Source organism: Amycolatopsis sp. NPDC003676 (assembly GCF_053587275.1).
Genome location: NZ_JBSFNS010000223.1, coordinates 1 through 3,529 on the forward strand (window position 1 = coordinate 1; position 3,529 = coordinate 3,529).

At 68.7% G+C, this 3,529-nt stretch carries 4 protein-coding genes; all 4 read left to right on the plus strand.

What is annotated here, in order from left to right; all coding sequences use genetic code 11:
- Positions 1-312 precede the first annotated feature (312 nt).
- The 4 genes from ACWDNU_RS44935 to ACWDNU_RS44950 are packed head-to-tail and all read left to right on the plus strand — an operon-like array spanning position 313 to position 3,418.
- Positions 313-1,173, plus strand: a complete 861-nt coding sequence (locus ACWDNU_RS44935; RefSeq protein ID WP_449673342.1) for a TetR family transcriptional regulator C-terminal domain-containing protein — start codon at positions 313-315, stop codon at positions 1,171-1,173.
- Positions 1,173-2,066 (plus strand): 3-keto-5-aminohexanoate cleavage protein, encoded by an 894-nt coding sequence (locus tag ACWDNU_RS44940; protein ID WP_449673343.1) that lies wholly within the window; start codon positions 1,173-1,175, stop codon positions 2,064-2,066. Before ACWDNU_RS44935 ends, ACWDNU_RS44940 begins: the two co-directional genes overlap by 1 nt.
- Positions 2,059-3,000, plus strand: a complete 942-nt coding sequence (locus ACWDNU_RS44945) for a 3-hydroxyacyl-CoA dehydrogenase NAD-binding domain-containing protein (RefSeq protein WP_449673344.1) — start codon at positions 2,059-2,061, stop codon at positions 2,998-3,000. The genes ACWDNU_RS44940 and ACWDNU_RS44945 overlap by 8 nt, the downstream gene beginning before the upstream one ends.
- Positions 2,993-3,418: a thioesterase family protein gene (locus tag ACWDNU_RS44950; protein ID WP_370936927.1), complete on the plus strand. Its 426-nt coding sequence runs from the start codon at positions 2,993-2,995 to the stop codon at positions 3,416-3,418. The genes ACWDNU_RS44945 and ACWDNU_RS44950 overlap by 8 nt, the downstream gene beginning before the upstream one ends.
- Positions 3,419-3,529: the final 111 nt, after the last annotated feature.

Below are 3,529 nucleotides of genomic sequence, written 5' to 3' on the forward strand. Positions count from 1 at the left end.
CCTCCCCCGCACCCCGATACGAAGCCGCCCTGCGGTTCGGGGGTGCTTGTCAAGGCATCTTTCCCGCCTTGACAAGCACCCCCGAACCGTCAGCACACTCAAGCTTCGGGGTGCCCCACGCAACCAACGGGCGCAATGTCGCCGCCAGGCGACGAGCCGCCCGAATCACCCCGCGACCACACCCCGCACCGACTGATCCGCCAGTCAATCCAAGATCGCAACTCCTTGGCACACAACCGTTCTTTCAAACCGTTACGTGTCAAACCCCACCAGAGTTGCGATTTTCGCAACGCGGAGTTACCGTCTCCGGCCATGGACGAAACAGACCGGCTGAGAGAACGAGTGCGCCAGCTGATCCAGTCCATGCCCGTCCCCCAACGCGAGTTCGCCGCCGCCATCGGCCTGGACCAGACCAAACTCTCCAAGGCCCTCAACGGCTCCCGCCGGTTCTCCCCGCACGAACTCGTCCGCGTGGCCGAATACTCCGGCGTAACCGTGAATTGGCTGCTCAACGGCAGCGACGACGCCAAAACCGTCACCGCCGTCCCAGCCCCCGCGGCCGGTACCGCGAGCGACCCGGACGACCTGGCCCACTCCGAGCCAAGACGACGAATCCTCGAAACCGCCTGGCAGCTCATCGCCGAACGCGGCTATCACCGGGTGCGCATCGCCGACATCGCCCAAGCGTGCGGCACCAGCACCGCGGCCATCCACTACCACTTCCCCACCAAGACCGAAGTTCTCGACGAAGCGTTGCGGCGCAACGTAAAGCTCGCCTTCGACCGCCAGGTCGCCGAGCTGCACGCGGTGCCCGGCGCACACGACCGGCTGCTCAAGCTGGTCGAACTCCAATTGCCCACCGAGGGCCTGCTGCGCGCCGAATGGTCGGTGTGGCTGCAGGTCTGGAACGAGGTCGCGCTCGACCCGCGGCTGCGTTCGCTCTACACCGATTCCTACGACCGCTGGTACCAGACCATTCTCATGACCATCCGCACCGGCCAGGAGCAGGGCGCGTTCCGCCTGGCCGACCCCGAGGCCGCCACCGCGCAGCTCACCGCGCTGATCGACGGCCTCGGCATCCAGGTGCTGACCGGACGGCCCGGCAGCACGGTGGGCGCGATGCGCGCGCACCTGCACGACTTCATCGACCGCTCGATCGTCCAAGGAGCCTGATGAACCACGAGGTCATCGTCACCTGCGCGCTCACCGGCGCGGGGGACACCACCCGCCGGAGCCCGCACGTCCCGGTCAGCCCGGCGCAGATCGCCGAGAGCGCCGTCGAGGCCGCCAACGCCGGCGCGGCCGTCGTCCACATCCACGTGCGCGAACCCGAAACCGGAGCCCCGTCGCGGGACGTCGCGCTGTATCGCGAGGCCGTGCGGCTGGTCAAAGAGTCCGGGGTGGACGTCGTCGTCAACCTCACCGCGGGCATGGGCGGCGACCTCGTCATCGACGCCGAGGACCCGCTCAAGCCGGTCGACGGCACCGACCTCGTCAACGCGCACGACCGGCTCCCGCACGTCGAGGAACTCCTGCCGGACATCTGCACGCTCGACTGCGGTTCGCTCAACTTCGGCGAGGGCAACCAGCTTTACGTGTCCACTCCGGACATGCTGCGCACCGGCGCGAAGCGGATCCAGGAGCTGGGCGTGAAGCCCGAACTGGAGATCTTCGACACCGGCAACCTCTGGTTCGCCACGAAAATGGTCTCCGAAGGCCTGATCGACCCGCCGCCGCTTTTCCAGCTGTGCATGGGAATCCCGTACGGCGCTCCGCCGGATCCCGGTCTGTTGCAGGCGATGGTGCACCTCCTTCCGGAAGGCGCGCAGTGGGCGTCGTTCGCCATCGGACGCGACCAGATGCCGTGGGTCGCGCAGTCGGTGCTGCTGGGCGGGCACGTGCGGGTCGGGCTGGAGGACAACCTCTACCTCGCGCGCGGCGTCAAGGCCACCAACGGCCAGCTCGTCGAACGCGCGGTCGACATCGTGCAGAAGCTCGGCGCGGACATCGCCAGCCCGGACCGGGCGCGGGAAATCCTGGGCCTGAAGGAGCGCGTGCATGCCTGAGACCACTGTGGACACTGTCGCCTGCATCGGAGCCGGAGTCATCGGCGGCGGCTGGGTCGCGCACTTCCTTGCCCAGGGCTTCGACGTCCGGGCCTGGGACCCCGCGCCGGACGCGGCCGAGAAGCTCGAACGACTCGTCAACGCCGCCTGGCCCGCGCTCACCGAACTGGGCCTCAAGCCGGGCGCGAGTCGAGACCGGCTCACCGTCACCGCGACGCTCGCGGAAGCCGTCGACGGCGTGGGCTTCGTGCAGGAAAGCGCGCCGGAAGACTTGGCGCTCAAGCAGAAACTGCTCGCCGACATCGACGCCGTCACCGCGCCGGACGTCGTGATCGCCTCGTCCACCTCCGGCTACGGCATGACCGAAATGCAGGTCGCCGCGAAGACGCCGGAACGGCTCGTGGTCGGGCATCCGTTCAACCCGCCGTACCTGATCCCGCTGGTCGAGGTCGCGGGCGGGAAGCTCAGCGCGCCGTGGGCGGTCGAGCGGGCCGCCGAGTTCTATCGGCGCGTCGGCAAGTCCGTGATCACCATGGACCGCGAGGTGCCCGGGTTCATCGCGAACCGGCTCCAGGAAGCGCTGTGGCGGGAAGCCCTGCACATGGTCGCGAACGGCGAGGCGACCGTCGAGCAGATCGACCTCGCGATCACCGACGGGCCTGGCCTCCGCTGGCCGATCCAGGGCCCGATGCTGACGTTCCACCTGGCCGGCGGCGAGGGCGGCATGGCGCACATGCTCGACCACTTCGGACCGTCGCTGAAGTCGCCGTGGACCCGCCTCGAAGCGCCGGAACTCACCAAAGACCTGCGCGACGCCGTGGTCGCCGGCTGCGACGACGAGGCGGACGGGCGCACCATCGCCGATCTGATCGCCGAACGCGACCGGGCGGTCATCGCGATCCAGCGCGCGGTCGGGCAGGCCCGTCGTGGCTGAGTACCGCGACCGGGTCCGTCCAGAGTGGATCGACTACAACGGCCACCTCTCCGAGCCGTATTACGTGCTCGTCTTCGGCGACGCGACCACCGCGCTGATGGACATCGTCGGCCTCGGTCCCGGCTACCGCGAGAGAACCGGGGCGTCGCTGTACACAGTGGAGGCTCACGTGCGATACCTGCGCGAAGTCGGCGCGGACGCCGAGCTTGAAGTGACGACCTCCGTGCTGTCAGTCGGCGCGAAAAAGGTGCGGCTCTGCCACGAGATGCGGGTCGGCGGCGAACTGGTCGCCACCGAAGAGCTGTTGTGCCTGCACGTATCCGGGGGCCGCGCGACGCCGTTCCCCGCCGAGGTGGCCACCGCGCTCGACACGCACCTCGCCCCGGTCCCGGACTACGCGGGACGCGCCATCGCCTGATCCCCTCCCCCACCGTGGGGGGGGTGGGGGTAAACCGGGGAAAACGGGGGGGGGCCCACCACCCCCCCCCCCGAAAACAACCAACATAAACCCACGAGAAACCAACAAAAG

Coding starts and splice junctions, on each gene's coding strand:
- ACWDNU_RS44940 (WP_449673343.1), top strand. CDS start 1,173: ATGAACCACGAGGTCATCGTCACCTGCGCGCTCACCGGCGCGGGGGAC.
- ACWDNU_RS44935 (WP_449673342.1), top strand. CDS start 313: ATGGACGAAACAGACCGGCTGAGAGAACGAGTGCGCCAGCTGATCCAG.
- ACWDNU_RS44945 (WP_449673344.1), top strand. CDS start 2,059: ATGCCTGAGACCACTGTGGACACTGTCGCCTGCATCGGAGCCGGAGTC.